Genomic DNA, 16,306 nt, shown 5'->3' with positions numbered 1-16,306 from the left:
GCCGAGCCGGCCGGGACGAGGGTGACCCGGGGATGGCCACCGGTCGGGGCTGAGTGAAGGGCAGGGGGACTGCATGCTCGTCAACGGAGCTGTTGTTGCGGGTAAGGGCGCGAGCACGGCCAAGGGGCGCTCGGCCGAGGAGTTCGAGCAGATCCGGGTGATCCTGCAGGGCCGGTTCGAGGAGCTCGACCGCGAGTACGAGGAGGCCGTCGCCCAGAACACGCGGCTGCGGCTGGTCGAGATCGGCGACGCCGCCGGCGACGACCAGGCCGACAGTGGGTCGAAGACGGCCGAGCGCGACGCCGCGACCTCGCTGCTGAGGACGCTGCTGGACAGGCGCACGCAGGCGGAGCACGCGCTCCAGCGCCTCGACGAGGGGACGTACGGCAACTGCGAGGGTTGCTCCAACCCGATTCCGGTGGAGCGGCTCGAGGTGTTCCCGTCGGCCACCACGTGTGTCAACTGCAAGCAGGTGCGCGAGCGCCGGGCCAGCTGACGCCCGCCGGGCCCGCCTCGCCGGACGGGCCCGGTTATCGCAATTGCGCGCGTGCGGCGAGACGCGCGCCACATATTCATTACTGAACAATTGTTTATCCGGCGGTGGTGGGCGGCGAATTCCGCCGGGGCCGAATCCGGGGGACCGGCCCCATCGCGATCCCGCGACGGCCGGCCTCCGCCGCCATCACCCCGGCGTCGATCACGGCGGCGCCACCCGGGTCATTGTTGAAGAACACAAGCATTTCCGGTATGTCGCTGCGATCGAGCCACGACCGCAGCGCCGTCCGTCCGTACCGCGGCCACGGTTTCGCCGCCCCCTCGTGCAGGCGCAGGTAACCGAAATCGGTGGTCCGCCACAGCGGAGTCACCGGCCGGCCGCACCGATCCGCCCAGCAGAGGGCCGCACGGCGCCGGCGCAGCAGCTCCTCGCATTCGGGGGTGAACCAGCTGGCGTGGCGCGGCTCGACGGCCACGCGTACCGTCTCCGGGAACTCCCGCAGGGTCGCGTCGAGCGCCGCCAGGTCGGACCGCATCGTCGGCGGCAGCTGCAGCAGCACCGGGCCCAGCTTGTCACCGAGCGCCTCGGCCCGGCTCAGGAAACGGGCCACCGGCTCGGCCGGCTCCCGCAGCCGCTTGATGTGCGTCAGGTAACGGCTCATCTTCACCGCGAACCGGAACCCGTCCGGCGTCTGATCCCGCCACCGGGCGAACGTGTCCCGCTCCGGCAGCCGGTAGAAGGCGTTGTTGACCTCCACGACACCGAACCGGGCCGCGTAGTGCTCCAGCCAGGCCCGCTGCGGCAGCCCCGCCGGATACAGGTACCCGGTGCCGTCGGCGCCCCGTTCCGGACGCCAGTCGCGGTACTGCCACCCCGATGTGCCGATTCTCAGCATTCCGACGCCATACCCGGGTACAACCGATTTCATGACCGACGCAGCGGACGATCCCCGCGAGGACGAGCGAGCCGACGACTACGAGTACGACGAGGCCCACGGCGGCGACGACACCGGCCCCGGTGTCCCGGCCGCCCTCGAGGACGAGGCGAAGCGGATGAAGGACCTCAGCCCCCGCTGACCAGCACCGCCGTGACCAGCAGACCGGCCGTGACCAGGCCGGTGGCGAGCACCGTGACGACCGCCGAGGTGTCCAGCGGGGCATCCCGGCGGTCGGCGATGAGTTTCGCCGTCACCACCGCCAGCACCGGGAAGAGCAGCATGACGAGCAGCGCCACCACCGGCGCCGCCTGCTGCCAGTCGCCGCCCGCGGCCACGCCGGTCCGCCGGACCATCAGGTTGCCGATCACCCCGAGAACCCCGCCGGCGAAACCCAGCAGCCCGAAGAGGATCTTCGTGCCGAGGGTGATCGGCCGGGCCGGCGGCGTGTACCGCACCCGGTTCTCCACCTCCTTGAGGTAGTCCTCGGCGTCCCGGTCCGGCGCGTCCTCGCCACGCTGCCGGGGGATGCTGGCCGGCGGCAGGGTCCGCCCGAACCGCTCCGCCACCGGGCCGACCCGGTGCACGAAGTCCGACCATAGGCCGGCCGCCCGCGCGTCCACCTCCTCCAGGTCACGCTGGGCGGCCCGGACCGACCGCTCGGCCGACTCCAGCCGGCCGGCGGCCTCCTGTACGGCGACGTCGGCGGCGGCCACCCGGTCGGCATACCAGTGGCGCGCCTCCTCCCGCAGCCCGGCCGCCTTGGCGTCCAGACTGGTCAGGCGAAGCAGGACGGTACGGTAGTCGGCGCGCTCGAAGTCGGCCGGTTGCAGTTCGCTCATGCTGTTCCGTAAGGGATGATCACCTCGGCGCCACGATGCACCGAGCGGTCGAAATGCAGGGCACGCCACGGCCGGGGGTACCAGTTCGGCGCCCCCTGGCCCGGGTAGTACGGCGACAGCTCGCTGCCGTGCACATCCAGCGCCACCCACGCGCCGATCGGGTCGGTCCGCGACGCGTGCCCGCCGAGCGAGTCACGCAGCAGCCCGGCCCCGCGCCACCAGCCCAGCACGTGCAGCCGCCGCTCCGGGCCCTGCCGCAGCACGGTCCGCAGCTGATCGGCCGCCTCCCTGCCGCCGGGCAACGCGTCCGCCGCGTAGATCAGGATGAAATGCGGCCGGTCCGCCGGCCACGACGCGGCGGCCTCCGCGGCGGCGTCCTCCAGCAGCCAGGACACGTCGTCCGGCAGATAGAACCCGGAGCCCGGGATCCGCGCGTGCAGCGCCTCCGCCGCGGCCCGCGCGTCCGGGTCCAGGCAGACCACCGAGAACCGGGCCCCGGCCGGGGTGAACTGCGCCGCCAGCGAGCGGCCCGCCGTCGCCAGAATCGCGCACGCCTCGTCGGTGCGGGTGCCCAGCACCGCCAGGTTGCGTCCCGGCGCCCGCCGCAGCACCGTCTGCGCCGACCGGGCCGCCACGTCGATGGTCTGCCCCAGCAGCATCACCGGCGCCGTCGTCGAGTCACCGGCCCGCAGGTCCCGGTAATCGGGGCTGTCCGCGAGCCGCGGGACGACGTCACCGTCGAACAGCCGCGGCGGGCCCAGCTCCGGCGGGCGCCGCCGCCACAGCCGGTGCTGCAGCGCGCTCCACTGCTCCCGGTCCCCGGCGGCCGGCACCCGGACGATCCGGTTCGCCTCCGGCGCGCCCGAGTCGGCGTTGACGACCGCGTGATAGCGGGGCAGCGAATCGGCGGCCGGGTTCGTCTCGGCCAGCACCCGCCGCGCCCGGGGCAGGGCGATCCGCAGGCTGAACTGGGCCACCAGCGCGGGACGGCCCCACAGCGCCTCGATGCCCGACACGTCCTGGCTGGCCAGCACCAGATGGATGCCCTGCGAACGGCCCCGCCGGGCCAGGTCCTCCAGCAGGTCCACGGCCTCGCCGGTGACCGCGTCGCGCCCGCCCAGCAGCACCTGGAACTCGTCGACCACCGCCACGATCCGCGGCCACGCGCCCTCCGGATCCTCCGCGCGCAGCTCCGCCAGGTTCGTCACCTCGTGCTGCTTCGCGGCGTCGGCCCGCCGTTTCAGCTCGGCGCTCAAAAACCGCAACAGCGCCAGCCCGAACTCACGGTCCGTGTTGACGTTCACCCCGACCAGCCGGACGTGCGGCAGCCAGCTCGGGTCCCGCCGGCCCGGCGCGAACCGGGCGAACGACACCCCCTCCTTGAAGTCGAGCAGGTAGAACGCCAGCTCGTCGGGGGAGTAGCGGGCGGCGAGCGCTCCCATCCAGGCGTAGATGAAGTTGGTCTTGCCGGTCCCGGACGGCCCGGCGATCAACGCATGCGGCGGGTAGTCACTCAACGTCACCTGCACGCGCGGCCCCTGCGGGCTGTCGCCGAGCGGCGCCGTCAACCCGGCGGCCGAACTCTCCCGCCACTCGGCCCCCGCCTCCGGCAGGAGGCTGTCCAGCGCCACCGGCGCCGGCCCGGCGGCCACCGACTCGGCGATCTGCCGGCACGTCGCGGTCATCAGCAGAGACGTCGGAGCAGGATCCAGCCGTACGGGCAGATCGCCCGCACTCTCGATGCGGGCCCCGTCACCCGGCGCCGCCACCACGAACTCGATGCCCGGCCCCGGCTCCACCGCCAGCCCGCGGATCACCAGATGCACCCCGCACGCCGCCCCGGTCCGCAACAGCCGGTCCAGCTGGGTGCGCTGATGCCGGGACAGCTCCCCGCCGCCGAGCAGCACCGCCACCCGCCACGGCTCCGGCCGCCGCTTCGTCGCCGCGTGCAGCTCCCGCACCGACGAGAACTCGCCCGCCAGCACCGTCTCGTTGATCCGCCGGACGTGCCCGACCAGCTCGTCGAGCAGCTTGTCCAGCGCGCCCGGCCCGACGAAGGTGAGCACCCCCGCGGTCGCCAGCGGCGCGAACCCGGCCAGTCCGCCACCGAGGTTCTCCGGGTCGTACCCGATGATCTGCACCTGCCCCGGCACACTCGTGCCGAGCGCCCGCAGCAGCAGCGCGGCCACCACGTCGTCGCCGGCCCGCCGGTCGCCCTCGACCACGATGTGCCCGTGATCCAGCAGCCGCACCAGCGCCGGAACCTCGGGCGGCGCCTCGTCGACCACCGGCCCGGCCGTGCTCTCCGGTGGCTCGCTGTCCGGGCCGGCCCACGCCTCGGTCACCTCACCGGGCGCGCCCGCCCAGGCCCCGCCGGACCAGTTCTCCCGGTCGCCGCTCCGGCTTTCCCGGTCGCTGTTCCGGCTCTCCCGGTCGCCGCTCCGGCCTTCTCGGTCCCCGCTCCGGCTTTCTAGGTCGCTGTTCCGGCCGGCGGCGGGTGGCCGCGCGGCCCGGGACGGCGCCGGCACCGGCGCCTCCGGCAGGATCAGCCGTCCCACCCGCAGCTCGGCGGCCCGGTCCAGCGGTGTCGGCTCCCAGCTGTGCCACGGCTCGCCGGCCGCGCCGGGCGCCGCCCGGTCCGCCGCGCCCGCCGCCGCACCGGCCAGCGCCGCCAGCTCGGTGTCGTGCCACGACTCGATCTCGTGGATCCGCTCGTCCCGGGCTGCGGCCAGCTTGCGCCGCCGGGCCGTCGCCGCCGCCACGATCCGCTGGTACCGCGCCTCAGCCGCCTCCCGGGCCTCCAGCGCCCGCTCCAGAGCGACCTGCGCGGCGCCGAGCGCGTGCGACAGCCCGGCCCGGATCTCCATGACCCGGTTCTTGGTGGATTCAGCCATGACCCGCCGGCATCGTCGCAGTTGTCATCGAACTCTCGCCCCGTCCCCGCACCGCTCCGGCCCTGCCCCGCCACGCACACCCACTGACGGCCGCCCTGGTCCCCCTCCGGACCCCGCGGCTGTCACCTTCCGAGCCCGCGCTGCCTTCCGAGCCCGCGCTGCCTTCCCAGCCCGCGGTGCCTTCCGAGCCCGCGTCGCTTTCCGGGTTCGCGCTGTGTTCTGGGTTCGCGCTGTGTTCCGGGTTCGCGCTGTGTTCTGGGTTCGCGCTGCGTTCCGGGTTCGGGCTGCGTTCCGGGTTCGGGCTGCGTTCCGGGTTCGGGCTGCGTTCCGAGTTCGGGCTGCGTTCCGGGTTCGGGCTGCGTTCCGAGCCCGCGTCGCTTTCCGGGGTCACGCTGCGGTCCAGGGTCGCGCTGCGTTTTGAGTCCGCGCGGTCGTCGCTGTCCCAGGCCGGTGGCGCAAGCCGGACCGCGCGGCTCACCGGCGGTCCTCCGCTGTCTCCGGGCGCGGGCGCACCGGCTCCGGGGCGTCCGGATCCAGCGAGCCGGCGTCCCGCCCCAGGCGGGCCAGCAGCACCCCGGTCAGCACGCTCGCGGTGACCGCCGTGTCGGCCGGGTGCCCGGCCGGCCGGTCGCCGCGTTTCTCCTGCTGCTGACGCAGCGGAACCCGGCAGATCCGGTCGAGCAGGGTCTCCAGCACATCCGGCTGGGTGCCCGGCAGCAGCGCCTTCACCCGGCCCTCCGCGGCCGTCCGCAGCCGCGGCACATCCTCCGGACGCGGCTCGTGCCCGAGCAGATCCCCGGCGAGCCGGTGCAGCAGTTGCGGGGTCACCGCGGACAGCCCCAGGCCGGTCGACGCATTGACCCCGTGCAACTCCCGCCCGAGCCGGGCCCGGTCACCCGCACGCACCCCCGCCGCGATCCGCCGCAGCAGATCCGACGGGTCGGCCTGCTCACCCATCTGCGGCCGGTCCGCGCCACCGGGCGGAGCCTCCCCGGTCAGCTGCGCCACCCGCTGCTGCCACCACGGGCCGAGACTCTCCACCTTCTCCGGACGTGGCTCGTCCGGTCGCGCTGCGCGCTCCGGCCGCTCCTCCCGGCGCATCTCGGTCCGCCACTCCTGGCCCGGCGCGGCGCCGGGCGTCCCGGAGAGACCGAGCACCATGAGGTACGCCTCGACGGCGTCCTGAGTGGCCCGCAGCGCCGCGGCGGCCGTCTCGGCATGCTCGGTCGCGTGGCCGAGACGCAGCACCCCGAGATCCTTGCTGGACTCCTCCTGCACCCACCGGAGCAGATCGGTGGCACTGCGCAGCTTGTCCAGCGCCGCGGCGACCAGCCCGGTGGGAAGGTCGTCGGCGGTGGCGCGAAGCTGGGCGCCGAGTTCCTGCAGAAGCGACATCGCGTCAGAGGCTCGCCGTGTAGGTGTGGGCCTGCTCGACCGCGGCGAGGGTGGCGCTCATCGAATCCTCGAGCTGCTGGTCGGCCTGCGACAGCGAGGCGTGCGCCGCCCCGACCGCGTCGTTGGCGCTCCCGTCGAGCGCGGCGGCCAGGCTCTGCTGCGCCTCACCGATCTTCTCCCGCGCTGCCTGTATCGCCTGCTGCCCTTCGGTGACCTGCTGTAGCGCGGCCTCCACGGCAGCTCTGAGCTCGGCGACACTGGCCACCCGGGCAGCCTCCTGAACGGGGTCTACATTGCGACTCCAGCCTAGCGTCCGGTTCCCGCCCGGCCGTCCTCGCCCGCCCCGTTTTATCAGAGCCTGCCAGGCCCGGCACGACAGGGTTTCAGCCGCGGCAGCCGAGAATCTCCCTGGTGAGATCGTATCCGACCAGCCTCCACAGTGGATCATCAGGGCCCCGCGGGGCCGTCCCGGAGTCACCGCAGCGTGTACCGACACGCCCTCCCCCGGGGGTCAGCCCACCGAGTCCCCGCCCCGCCCCTCCACCGCCGGCCGCGCCGCACCGCCGGCCGCGCCGCACCGCCGGCCGCGCCGCACCGCCGGCCGCGCCGCACCGCCGGCCGCGCCGCACCGCCGGCCGCGCCGCCGGCCGCACCGCCGACCGTGCCGCCCAGGTCCCATCCTCACGCCGGGTCCGAGGCCGCATGGGCCGGCGGAACCACCCCAGCCGGCGCACAACGCTGCACCGGCCCGCCCGATACTGCCCCGGCGGCCGGCCGAACTCCCCAGTCAGCCGCCACCGCCGCATCGTTGCGCTCGAAACAGCGGTGGTGGCCGGCCGGGTCTCCGCGGCGACCAGCGTGTCAACGCGGCCGAGGCGACCGTGCCGGCCGGCGTCCAGCGCGGTATCGGCCTGGTCGAGGCAGCCGTGGCGGCCGGCGTCCAGTGCGGTATCGACCCGGTCGAGGCAACCGTGGTGGCTGGCCGAGTGGTCGCGGCCGGCGTCCAGTGCGGTATCTGTCCGGGTTGAAACAGCGGTGGGACCTGGCTGGGGTTTTGCGGCCGGCGGGCGGCGCTGTATCGATGAGCCGGTGACAGCGCCGGGTGCCGGCCGGGTTCGGGGCGCTTCGGCGTGAGGCTGGTGTGGAGGGTTGCGGAGTCAGCGGGGGACCGAGGACGGGCCCCGGACCTCGGCGCCCAGAACGGTGACGCGATCTCGCAGGCCGCGGTCCGCGGTGACGACGATGGTTCGGCGGGTCGCGGCGGTTTCGCGTACCAGATCAACGATCTTGTCGTCGCCGGAGCCGGGCGCGCGCTCGATCCGCACGCCGCCGGGATCCTGCGGGATGTCGCGGGCCTTGCCCTCGACCACCAGGACCACCTCCACCGGCGCCGGGACGTCGGGGAGGCCCGCGGCGGGGACCGCCGCGAGGCTGTCGCGGAGCCGGATCGCGGCGCCTGCCCGGTCTCGCCACCATCCGTCCGGAACCGAGCCGACGACGTTCGCACCGTCGACGATCACCACCGGGATCGTGGCATCCGTCTTGTCCGGGGAACCGGGGAGCGGCGGATGGGACGGCCCGGGGCTGGGCGCGTGGTCGGAGGACGACGAGCTGGAGGGCGGGCGGCGGGAACGCGAGGGCGGTTCGGAGGCGGTGTGGATGGAGGGGTGGGGGAGCGGCTCGGGCGGTTCCGGCTCCTGGAAGAGCGGCGTGAGGGAGGGTGGATCGGAAGGCGCGGCCATGAAGTTGAGTGTAGTCGTATCAACTTTTTCCGTGATTCGGGAATCGCCGGCGCGTCTCACGCGCTGTTGACACCCGGACGGCTCGCGTTTGCCGCCCGCACGGCCGGGTAGCCCCTGGCCCGAGGTACCAGGAGAAGAGAGACAGATGAGCATCGGACCGTTCGGGCCGGCGGGGCCCGGCCAGTGGGACGACCTGTTCGCGCGCTTCTTCGGTGCGGCCGAGCCGCGCCGCCAGGCGCAGCGTTTCGACATCGCGAGATACATGAGCAACGACGCCCGCCAGGTGCTCGCCGACGCGGCCCGCCGGGCCGCGGAGGTCGCCGGCGGCGATCGGCCCCTCGCCGACCTGGACACCGATCACCTGCTGTGGGCGGTGCTGCAGCAGGAGCCGATGAAGGAGACGGTACGCCGGGCCGGCGCCGACCCGGACCGGTTGCTGGCCGAGCTGGGCCGTCCCGCGGCGGCGTCCCCGGATCTGCCGGAGAGCATCGCGCTGACCCCGGCCGCCAAGCGCGCTCTGCTGGACAGCCTGCAGATATCCCGGGCGGTCGGCGCCTCGTACATCGGGCCGGAGCACATCCTGATGGCGCTGGGCATGAACACCGACTCGGCGGCCGGGCGGCTGCTGGCCGGGCGCATCGTCGACCCGCGCAGCATCCCGCACCACAGTGAGCTGCCGAAGCCGAGCGCCGGCGCGTCGTCGGGGCCGCGTCCGAGCAGCGCGCCGACGCCGACGCTGGAGCAGTTCGGCGTGGATCTGACCGAGTCGGCGCGGCGTGGCGAGATCGACCCGGTGATCGGGCGGGCCGACGAGATCGAGCAGGCGATCGAGATCCTGTCCCGGCGTACCAAGAACAATCCGGTGCTGATCGGCGAGGCCGGTGTCGGCAAGACCGCCGTGGTCGAGGGGCTGGCGCAGCGCATCGTCGACGGCGAGGTGCCGCTGACCCTGCAGGACAAGCGGGTGATCCAGCTTGACCTGGCGGGTCTGGTGGCCGGCACGAAGTACCGCGGCGACTTCGAGGAGCGCCTGAAGAAGGTGATCGAGGAGATCCAGGCGTCCGGTGACGACCTGATCGTCTTCCTCGACGAGATCCACACGCTGGTCGGCGCCGGTGGCGGCGGCGAGGGCGGCGGGATGGACGCCGGCAACATGCTCAAGCCGGCCCTGGCCCGCGGGCGGCTGCGGGTGATCGGCGCGACCACCCTGGACGAGTACCGCAAGAACATCGAGAAGGACGCGGCCCTGGCGCGGCGGTTCCAGCCGGTCCTGGTGGGGGAGCCCAGTGTCGAGGACACGGTGGCGATCCTGCGTGGCCTCCGCGACAACTACGAGGCCCATCATCAGGTACGGATCACCGACGCGGCCCTGGACGCGGCAGCGGTCCTGTCCGATCGCTACATCACCGACAGGTACCTGCCGGACAAGGCGATCGACCTGATCGACCAGGCCGGGGCCCGGGTCCGGCTGCGCACGAAGACGCCGGACGCCGACCGCCGGGAGCGGGAGCGCCGTCTGGAGCAGCTGACCCGGGACCGTGACCAGGCCGTGGCCGCGGAGCACTACGAGCAGGCGTCGGCGCTGCGCGACGAGATCAACACGTTGCGGACGCAGCTGGCGAGCCCCGGCTCGGCCGCGGACGGGGTGCCGCAGGTGACCGAGGAGGAGATCGCCGCGGTGGTGTCCCGGACCACCGGCATCCCGGTCGCCCAGCTGACCGAGGCCGAGCGGGACCGCCTCCTCCGGCTGGAGCAGCACCTGCACGAGCACGTGATCGGCCAGGAGGACGCGGTGAACGCGGTCGCCGAGGCGGTGCGCCGGTCCCGGGCCGGGCTCGGTGACCCGGACCGCCCGGTCGGCAGCTTCCTGTTCCTGGGCCCGACCGGTGTCGGCAAGACGGAGCTGGCCCGGTCGCTGGCGGAGGCGCTGTTCGGCGAGGCGGACCGGATGATCCGGCTCGACATGAGCGAGTTCCAGGAGCGGCACACCGTGTCGCGGCTGGTCGGGGCGCCGCCCGGGTACGTCGGCTACGACGAGGCGGGGCAGCTCACCGAGGCGGTGCGGCGGCGTCCGTACAGTGTGGTGCTCCTCGACGAGATCGAGAAGGCCCACCCGGACGTCTTCAACATGCTGCTGCAGGTGCTCGACGACGGGCGGCTCACCGACAGCCAGGGGCGTACGGTCAGCTTCAAGAACACCGTGCTGATCATGACGAGCAACCTGGGCTCCGACCTGATCAACGGGAGCACCCGCAGTGTCGGTTTCGCCGGCGCCGAGAACGGGCGCTCACCCGACGCGGAGCTGCGGGACCGGCTCGACCGGCGGCTCAAGGAGCAGCTGCGGCCCGAGTTCATCAACCGGATCGACGAGATCATCATCTTCCGGCAGCTGGAGGACGACCAGCTGCACCGGATCACCGAGATGATGCTGGCGGAGACCCGCCGCCGGCTGCACGCCCAGGACGTCACGCTGGAGGTCACTCCGGCCGCGGTGGACTGGCTGGCCGAGCGCGGTTACCAGCCCGAGTTCGGGGCGCGGCCGTTGCGCCGGACCATCCAGCGGGAGCTGGACAACCGGCTGTCCACGATGCTGCTGGCCGCCGATCTGGCGCCGGGCCGGACGGTCCGGGTGGACGCTCAGGACGGCGCGCTCGTCTTCGACGTGGAGATGACCGCCGCGGCGCGATGACCGGGGTTTTTGTGGAGGGGGCGTTCCGGCGCCCCCTCCGCGCATTTCAGGCCGCGGCCAGGTGGCTGTTGCCGCCGGCGCCGGGGAGGGTCTGCATCCACTGCGTGTAGTGCTCGTTACGGGCCAGGATCTCCTGGTACGCCTCTTGCGCGTGATCCATCAGCTTGGGCGCGCTGCGGGCCGCCGGGGAGTCCGGATGCCAGCCGAGGACGAGCCGCCAGCGCAGCGGGGCGCCACGCAACGGCCGGCTGGTCAGCCCCGCCGGTGGGCGGAACGTGGGCTGGCACAGGCCGATGGCCAGGCCCAGCTCGACCATGTCGACACAGTTGCGCACGTCCGACTCGAGGACCCGGCGTGGCGCGAAACCGGCCCGGGCGCAGGCCGCGGCGAAACAGTCGCCGAAACAGCCGTCACCGGCGCCGGCCACCCACTGCTCGTCGGCCAGCTCCGCCAGATCGACCGACAGGTTCTTGGCCTGCGGGTGGTCGTCGGGCATCAGCACACAGACGGCGTCCATCCCGATGGTCTGCCAGACCAGCCCGTACTCCGCCGACGGCAGCGCGTCGCCGCAGACGCCGACCTGGGCGTAGTCCAGCTTGCCGGCCATCACCATGCCGGACAGCTCGGAGATGTAGTAGGACGCGTGGGTGGAGATCTGCGCCTCCGGCTGGGCAGCCGACAGACGGTGCACCAGGTGGGCGACGACGGGGCCGCCGACCGCTCCGATCCGGTACCTGCTCAGCGTGTCGTGATCGCCGCCGGCGGCCAGCCGGGCCGCTTCGTCCTGCAGGCCCTTCATCGCGGGCAGCAGCACTCTGGCGCGGGACAGCACCAGCTCACCCAGGGCGGTGGGACGTGCGCCCCGGCGGTCACGGTCGAACAGCGGGCCACCCAGTGTGCGCTCTATCCGCTGAAGTTGGGCGGTGAGCGCAGGCTGGGCAAGGCCGAGTTGTGACGCGGCCTTGGTCACGCTGCCGGTCTCCGCGATGGCGCAGACCACCTTCAGATGCCGCAGCTCGAGGTTCATAGCGTGACGTTAGGACTAGAAAGGGATCGAACGCTAGTCCACGAGCCGTGGAATGATCGGCAACCTGTGACAAACGTATGAACGAACAGGACGTTCGTCGCTTACTGGCCGTAACCTGCTATTAGTCACAGATCGCGTACGTATGTGGCACGCGAGCTGATCACGTCACGAATCTTGTCGGCCACTCCCACCAGCGGATCCACCACCTTGTTCCAGGGCGGCGTGGACGGCGTCGACGGGTGCGGGCGGGTCGGCGCGGCCTCCTCGGCCGTCTCGAAGCGATTGCCCAGCCGGACCAGATCCTCCGAGGGCACCATCTGCTCCAGCAGCGGCAGCAGCTCCTCGGCGTCGGCCGCCACGTGGCGGCGTACCGCCTCGGCCAGATCGTCGCGGCCGTCGCCGGTGCGTTCCAGATCACGCAGGCGCTCCAGGATGGCCTGATCCTCGGCCAGCTCCCGGTCGGCGATCTGCTCGCCACCGGGCACCGCGGTCCGGACCGCCGGGTAGAGGTACTGCTCCTCGGCGCACAGGTGCCGGGACAGCGTGGCGACCAGCACCGACGCGACGGCCGGGTCGTCCGGGGAGGCGGTCAGGCGCTCGGTCAGGCCGAGCAGCTCACGGTGCTGGGCGGCGACCACATCGACGATGCTGCGCCCGGGTATCTCGCCGCCGGTCGGCGGCAGCGGGGGAAGATTCACGTCAGACACGGCCCCGAGGTACCCCCCGGGGCCATCCGATCAAACACCCGGCCGGCTCCGGCCGTCACATCCGGCTGATAAGAAGGGCGGATGGAGATTTCTGCCGAGAGCGAGGTCGTGGACATCTGCCGCGACCTGCTCCGCATCGACACCACCAACACCGGCGACCCGCGGACCACCGTGGGCGAGCGGGCCGCCGCAGAGTATGTCGCCGAGCGGCTGGCCGAGGTCGGCGTCGAGAGCCGTCTCCTGGAGTCCGCGCCGAAACGGGCCAACCTGGTCGCCCGGATCCCCGGCGCCGACCCCTCCCGCGGCGCGCTGCTGGTCCACGGCCACCTCGACGTCGTCCCGGCCGACCCGAGCGAGTGGTCGGTCGACCCGTTCGGCGGCGAGATCAAGGACGGCTACCTGTGGGGCCGCGGCGCCGTCGACATGAAGGACTTCGACGCCATGGTGCTGGCCGTCGTCCGCGAGTGGCGGCGCACCGGCTACGTCCCGCCGCGCGACATCGTCCTGGCGTACACCGCCGACGAGGAGGCCGGCATGGAGTACGGCTCCCAGTGGCTCGTGCAGAACCATCCCGACGCGTTCGACGGGTGCACGGAGGCGATCGGCGAGGTCGGCGGGTACTCGTACACCGTGAATGATGATCTTCGTCTTTATCTCGTGCAGACCGCCGAGAAGGGGCTCGACTGGCTGCGCCTGCACGCCACCGGCCGGCCCGGCCACGGCTCCTTCATCCACGACGACAACGCGGTCACCACCCTCACCGAGGCCGTCGCGCGGGTCGGCCGGCACCGTTTCCCCACCGTCCTCACGCCGACCGTGCGGGCCTTCCTCGAGCAGGTCAGCGACGCTCTGGGGATCGAGCTCGACCCGGACGAGCCGGAGCTCGCGGTCGCCAAGCTGGGCCCGATCGCCAACCTGATCGGCGCGACCCTGCGCAACACCGCCAACCCGACCCGTCTGGAGGCCGGCTACAAGGACAACGTCATCCCCGGCAAGGCGTCGGCCACCATCGACTGCCGCACCCTGCCCGGACACGCCGACGCCTTCCTGCGCGAGCTGCGCGACGTGATCGGGCCGGACATCGAGATCGAGCACATGCACCAGCAGTCGGCCGTGGAGACCTCCTTCGACGGGGACCTGGTCGACGCGATGGGGGCCGCGCTGCGCGCCGAGGACCCCGGGGCGCGTACCGTGCCGTACCTGATGTCCGGTGGCACCGACGCCAAGGCCTTCTCCACCCTCGGCATCCGGTGCTTCGGCTTCGCGCCGCTGCGGCTCCCGCCGGACCTCAACTTCAGTGCGCTCTTCCACGGCATCGACGAGCGAGTTCCGGTGGAGGGACTAAAGTTCGGCGTGCGTGTGCTCGACCGCTTGCTCCGAAACAGCTGAAATCGGAAGGACCCCCAATCCCATGACTGACCAGAACGCCGAGCTCGACGTCGCCCTCGACCGGGTGATCGAGGCGGCGCGGGCGCACCTCGCGGCCGTCAAGGCGGCGGCCGGCCGCATCGACGACGACGACGTCTGGCAGGCGTACGTCGACCTCAACAACGCCTCGTTCGCGTATGACGAGAAGCTGCTCGACGCCTTCGGCGAGGTGACGCCGTGGGACGTCGAGTCGATCGACCCGGACGAGGCGGACCGCCGGTTCGGCCAGATCAGCGAGGCCGGTGGCGCGGCCGGCGCCGACCCGTACCCGCAGGTCGTCTCGGTCCGTCAGCGCCGTGACTACCGGGTGCCCAGCGTGTCCGCGCTGCTGCGCGTCGCCGAGACCGCCCGGCGCAGCTCGGTGCCGGAGGACGAGGACGCCGGCCCGGTCGAGTCGGTCGGCGAGGCCGTGCTGGAGCTGCTGCAGGCCGGCGACGGCTCGCTGGCCTCGCTGGACGTGCCCGAGCTGGAGCCGCTCGACGGCCTGCTCACGGTGACCGAGGTCGCCGAGCCGCTCGACCTGGAGGCGTTCGACGACGCCGACGGCTCCGGCCCGTTCGCCCCGGTCGACACCGACGTGCTGGTCGGCCGCCTCGACGAGCACCCGTTCCTGCCGGACGAGGACGAGCACGACCACCACGACCACGCCGGTCACAAGCACTGAGTTTGATTGCTTCGCCTCCGGCTCGCTGCATCGCGCCCTTTTAGCCGGCGTCGAGGGCGCCGAAAACGGCCACGCTTCGCTAGCCGTTTTCGGAGCCCTCGACGCCGGCGGGCGCGATGCCCGGTGGCCGCGGTTTAACCCCGCTGGGCTCGGTCGACCTGCTGGGCTCGGTCGAGCTGCTGGGCTCGGTCGAGCTGCTGGGTTCAGTAGCTGAGGCCGGGCTGGGGGGTTGCCTGGCGGCGGCGGCGGAGCATCACCTTGCGCGTGCCGTCGGCGAAGAGCTGGACCCGGGCCAGCTCCCACCCGGAGAACTCGGCCTGAATGGCGAGCTGCGCCGCCGCGGTCAGCCGATCGACATTTGAGGGCAACCGCAGCGGCGCGTATTCGTAGTCCATGCGATCTAATATGCGCCCGCCGGAGGATCGGGCACCAGACCTGTGTGAGGTGTCAGCCGAAGTAGGTGTCCGGGTAACCGGCGCCCTCGCGTTCGGGGTATCCGACCTCGATCGCCGACACGTCGTCCAGGGCGAAGGCGATCTCGGCCGGCAGTGTCAGCTGCTCGCTGCGCAGCGCGCCCTGCAACTGCCCGGACGTCCGCGCGCCGAGGATCACCGACGAGATGCCGGGGCGGTCACGGATCCAGGCCAGCGCCACCTCGAGCGGGGACACACCGAGCCCGGCCGCGGCCGTGACGACCGCCTCCACGATGCTGGAGCTGCGCGGCTCCAGATACGCCTGCACGAACCCCGCCATGTGCTCGGAGGCCGCCCGCGAGTCCAGCGGCCGCCCGTTGCGGTATTTGCCGGTGAGCACACCCCTGCCCAGCGGCGACCAGGCCAGCACCCCGAAGCCGAGCGCCGCGGCGGCCGGCAGGATCTCCCGCTCGATGCCACGTTCGAGCAGCGAATACTCCATCTGCGCGGCGACGATCGGGGCCCGCCCGGGGTACGCCGACTGCCAGGTCGCGGCCCGTGCGGTCTGCCAGGCCGAGAAGTTGGACACACCGGCGTAGCGGACCCGGCCGCTGGCGACCGCCTGATCGAGAGCGGCCAGCGTCTCCTCGAACGGGGTCTGCGCGTCGTAGCCGTGCACCTGCCACAGGTCGACGTAGTCGGTGCCGAGCCGCCGCAGCGACGCGTCGAGGGAGCGCAGCAGGTTGCCGCGGGAGGCGTCGCGCGCACGGTACCGGTGCGGGGTGAGCCCGGCCTTGGTGGCGATGACGATCTCGTCACGGGGCGCCAGATGGTCGAGCAGGGAGCCGATCACGGCCTCGGCGTCGCCGTCGCCGTACACGTCGGCGGTGTCGATCAGCGTGCCGCCGGCCTCCAGGAAGATCTTCAGCTGGTCCGCCGCGTCGTCGGGGTCGGTGTCCCGTCCCCAGGTCATGGTGCCGAGGGCGAGCCGCGAAACCGCTAGCCCGCTTCGGCCGAGCGGTCGCTGATGCATGAGTGAACCTTATTCAGAGTCCCTGCTCAGGGAAATCCCACA

At 72.7% G+C, this 16,306-nt stretch carries 15 protein-coding genes; 5 read left to right on the top strand and 10 right to left on the bottom strand.

The window, feature by feature from the left end; all coding sequences use genetic code 11:
* The first annotated feature begins 73 nt into the window (after positions 1-73).
* Positions 74-496, top strand: coding sequence for a TraR/DksA family transcriptional regulator (locus tag BM290_RS09215; protein ID WP_093612014.1), 423 nt, complete (start codon positions 74-76; stop codon positions 494-496).
* Between the two features lie 94 nt (positions 497-590).
* On the opposite strand, the gene BM290_RS09210 is transcribed toward BM290_RS09215, so the two are convergent.
* Complete coding sequence (locus tag BM290_RS09210) at positions 591-1,391, bottom strand: DUF72 domain-containing protein (protein WP_093612012.1); 801 nt, start codon at positions 1,389-1,391, stop codon at positions 591-593.
* A 31-nt stretch (positions 1,392-1,422) separates the two neighbouring features.
* Between BM290_RS09210 and BM290_RS48190 the strand changes: the two genes are divergently transcribed.
* The gene (locus BM290_RS48190) at positions 1,423-1,572 is read left to right on the top strand and encodes a hypothetical protein (RefSeq protein WP_177319640.1); all 150 of its coding nucleotides are present in this window, start codon (positions 1,423-1,425) and stop codon (positions 1,570-1,572) included.
* On the opposite strand, the gene BM290_RS09205 is transcribed toward BM290_RS48190, so the two are convergent.
* From BM290_RS09205 to BM290_RS09180, 5 genes are all read right to left on the bottom strand, one after another.
* Positions 1,559-2,272: a hypothetical protein gene (locus BM290_RS09205; RefSeq protein WP_093612010.1), complete on the bottom strand. Its 714-nt coding sequence runs from the start codon at positions 2,270-2,272 to the stop codon at positions 1,559-1,561. The two genes, BM290_RS48190 and BM290_RS09205, sit on opposite strands and share 14 nt — an antisense overlap.
* Complete coding sequence (locus tag BM290_RS09200; RefSeq protein ID WP_093612008.1) at positions 2,269-5,166, bottom strand: FtsK/SpoIIIE domain-containing protein; 2,898 nt, start codon at positions 5,164-5,166, stop codon at positions 2,269-2,271. The genes BM290_RS09205 and BM290_RS09200 overlap by 4 nt, the downstream gene beginning before the upstream one ends.
* Positions 5,167-5,640: 474 nt before the next feature.
* Positions 5,641-6,561: a hypothetical protein gene (locus BM290_RS09190; protein ID WP_093612006.1), complete on the bottom strand. Its 921-nt coding sequence runs from the start codon at positions 6,559-6,561 to the stop codon at positions 5,641-5,643.
* 4 nt (positions 6,562-6,565) lie between these two features.
* Positions 6,566-6,826 (bottom strand): hypothetical protein, encoded by a 261-nt coding sequence (locus BM290_RS09185; RefSeq protein ID WP_093612004.1) that lies wholly within the window; start codon positions 6,824-6,826, stop codon positions 6,566-6,568.
* 892 nt (positions 6,827-7,718) lie between these two features.
* The gene (locus tag BM290_RS09180) at positions 7,719-8,090 is read right to left on the bottom strand and encodes a hypothetical protein (RefSeq protein ID WP_093612462.1); all 372 of its coding nucleotides are present in this window, start codon (positions 8,088-8,090) and stop codon (positions 7,719-7,721) included.
* 358 nt (positions 8,091-8,448) lie between these two features.
* On the opposite strand from BM290_RS09180, the gene BM290_RS09175 reads away from it, so the two are divergent.
* Positions 8,449-10,992 carry an ATP-dependent Clp protease ATP-binding subunit gene (locus BM290_RS09175; protein ID WP_093612002.1) on the top strand — a complete coding sequence of 848 codons (2,544 nt, stop codon included), beginning with the start codon at positions 8,449-8,451 and terminating at the stop codon, positions 10,990-10,992.
* A 46-nt stretch (positions 10,993-11,038) separates the two neighbouring features.
* Here BM290_RS09175 and BM290_RS09170 read toward each other — a convergent pair whose 3' ends face one another.
* Positions 11,039-12,019, bottom strand: coding sequence for a LysR family transcriptional regulator (locus BM290_RS09170; RefSeq protein WP_093612000.1), 981 nt, complete (start codon positions 12,017-12,019; stop codon positions 11,039-11,041).
* A gap of 125 nt (positions 12,020-12,144) precedes the next feature.
* The gene (locus tag BM290_RS09165) at positions 12,145-12,726 is read right to left on the bottom strand and encodes a hemerythrin domain-containing protein (protein ID WP_307837921.1); all 582 of its coding nucleotides are present in this window, start codon (positions 12,724-12,726) and stop codon (positions 12,145-12,147) included.
* 81 nt (positions 12,727-12,807) lie between these two features.
* Here BM290_RS09165 and BM290_RS09160 point away from each other — a divergent pair, with 81 nt between their 5' ends.
* Both BM290_RS09160 and BM290_RS09155 read left to right on the top strand, forming a co-directional pair.
* Positions 12,808-14,115, top strand: a complete 1,308-nt coding sequence (locus tag BM290_RS09160; protein WP_093611996.1) for a M20/M25/M40 family metallo-hydrolase — start codon at positions 12,808-12,810, stop codon at positions 14,113-14,115.
* 22 nt (positions 14,116-14,137) lie between these two features.
* The gene (locus BM290_RS09155; RefSeq protein WP_093611994.1) at positions 14,138-14,818 is read left to right on the top strand and encodes a hypothetical protein; all 681 of its coding nucleotides are present in this window, start codon (positions 14,138-14,140) and stop codon (positions 14,816-14,818) included.
* A 203-nt stretch (positions 14,819-15,021) separates the two neighbouring features.
* Here the strand turns inward: BM290_RS09155 and BM290_RS09150 are convergent, their stop codons facing one another.
* Complete coding sequence (locus BM290_RS09150) at positions 15,022-15,213, bottom strand: DUF5703 family protein (RefSeq protein ID WP_093611992.1); 192 nt, start codon at positions 15,211-15,213, stop codon at positions 15,022-15,024.
* Positions 15,214-15,265: 52 nt separating this feature from the next.
* Positions 15,266-16,264 carry an aldo/keto reductase gene (locus tag BM290_RS09145; RefSeq protein ID WP_093611990.1) on the bottom strand — a complete coding sequence of 333 codons (999 nt, stop codon included), beginning with the start codon at positions 16,262-16,264 and terminating at the stop codon, positions 15,266-15,268.
* Positions 16,265-16,306: the final 42 nt, after the last annotated feature.

It is taken from the genome of Actinoplanes philippinensis (genome assembly GCF_900113015.1).
GTDB lineage: Bacteria > Actinomycetota > Actinomycetes > Mycobacteriales > Micromonosporaceae > Actinoplanes > Actinoplanes philippinensis.
This window is presented reverse-complemented; position numbering and strand designations above follow the sequence as displayed.

Coding starts and splice junctions, on each gene's coding strand:
- BM290_RS09215 (WP_093612014.1), top strand. CDS start 74: ATGCTCGTCAACGGAGCTGTTGTTGCGGGTAAGGGCGCGAGCACGGCC.
- BM290_RS09210 (WP_093612012.1), bottom strand. CDS start 1,391: ATGCTGAGAATCGGCACATCGGGGTGGCAGTACCGCGACTGGCGTCCG.
- BM290_RS48190 (WP_177319640.1), top strand. CDS start 1,423: ATGACCGACGCAGCGGACGATCCCCGCGAGGACGAGCGAGCCGACGAC.
- BM290_RS09205 (WP_093612010.1), bottom strand. CDS start 2,272: ATGAGCGAACTGCAACCGGCCGACTTCGAGCGCGCCGACTACCGTACC.
- BM290_RS09200 (WP_093612008.1), bottom strand. CDS start 5,166: ATGGCTGAATCCACCAAGAACCGGGTCATGGAGATCCGGGCCGGGCTG.
- BM290_RS09190 (WP_093612006.1), bottom strand. CDS start 6,561: ATGTCGCTTCTGCAGGAACTCGGCGCCCAGCTTCGCGCCACCGCCGAC.
- BM290_RS09175 (WP_093612002.1), top strand. CDS start 8,449: ATGAGCATCGGACCGTTCGGGCCGGCGGGGCCCGGCCAGTGGGACGAC.
- BM290_RS09170 (WP_093612000.1), bottom strand. CDS start 12,019: ATGAACCTCGAGCTGCGGCATCTGAAGGTGGTCTGCGCCATCGCGGAG.
- BM290_RS09160 (WP_093611996.1), top strand. CDS start 12,808: ATGGAGATTTCTGCCGAGAGCGAGGTCGTGGACATCTGCCGCGACCTG.
- BM290_RS09155 (WP_093611994.1), top strand. CDS start 14,138: ATGACTGACCAGAACGCCGAGCTCGACGTCGCCCTCGACCGGGTGATC.
- BM290_RS09150 (WP_093611992.1), bottom strand. CDS start 15,213: ATGGACTACGAATACGCGCCGCTGCGGTTGCCCTCAAATGTCGATCGG.
- BM290_RS09145 (WP_093611990.1), bottom strand. CDS start 16,264: ATGCATCAGCGACCGCTCGGCCGAAGCGGGCTAGCGGTTTCGCGGCTC.